Source organism: Mesorhizobium sp. M1A.F.Ca.IN.020.06.1.1 (assembly GCF_004023265.1).
Taxonomy (GTDB): Bacteria; Pseudomonadota; Alphaproteobacteria; order Rhizobiales; family Rhizobiaceae; genus Mesorhizobium.
Genome location: NZ_RZSR01001570.1, coordinates 1 through 737 on the forward strand (window position 1 = coordinate 1; position 737 = coordinate 737).

A 737-nucleotide genomic window follows, 5' to 3' on the forward strand; every position below is an offset into this window, starting at 1 on the left:
ATCGAGGGCGCCGCTTTGGGCCGCGCCGCCAGGCCCGCTCGACGTCACGATGCTGATCGCCGGTGGGACCGCGGCCGGCGCCTGTCCGCTGGAGACGTAATTGTCGAAATAACCGCGCCATCGGCCGACGCCCGAGGCCCACCCAGCCTGTTCGGCGGCATTGGAGCCGTTATAAAAGCTCGCCAGGCAGGTGTAGTTGGTCGCGCCACATTGCGCGACGCCTTTGCCGAGATACTTCACACCACCCTCAATGTTTTGCTCGTTGATGTCGCGATCGAATCCGAGCTGCCTGCCCGTTCCTTTTGTCAGTTGCATCACGCCCTTGACACCGGTGTGAGAGCCGGCACAGCTGTCGAGGCGGGATTCCTGGTAGGCGACCGACAGCGCCAGGCCCTCGGGAACGCCATATTTTTGAGCATAGTAACGGATCAGCTTCGCGTTTTCGGCGTCGCGGCTCAGCGCCTCGCCAGGAGAGCGGCCGAACATTTGCGACCTGTACTTGTTCGTATAGGTGCAAACCAGGCTCTTTTTCTTCTCCTTCTCGTCGGATTTGGAATCGTGCGATTTTTTGCTGTGCTGCTCGTCTTGCGCGCGCTTATCCAGATTGGAATTGTCGATGACGGCGATCTGGGCCAGCGCGGGGAGAGCCGCCATCTGCCCAGGCATGATCGCGGCCGCGGCGATCACGCTGCTAAGCCGCTTCTTCATGCTCGCTCTCCCATCCGCACAGGTATGGC

1 protein-coding gene is annotated in these 737 nt (G+C 61.3%); it reads right to left on the reverse strand.

The features are described from left to right. The coding region (locus tag EOA60_RS35600; RefSeq protein ID WP_128312761.1) for a lytic transglycosylase domain-containing protein at nucleotides 1–708 on the reverse strand (708 nt) is incomplete at its 3' end. Nucleotides 709–737 lie beyond the last annotated feature (29 nt).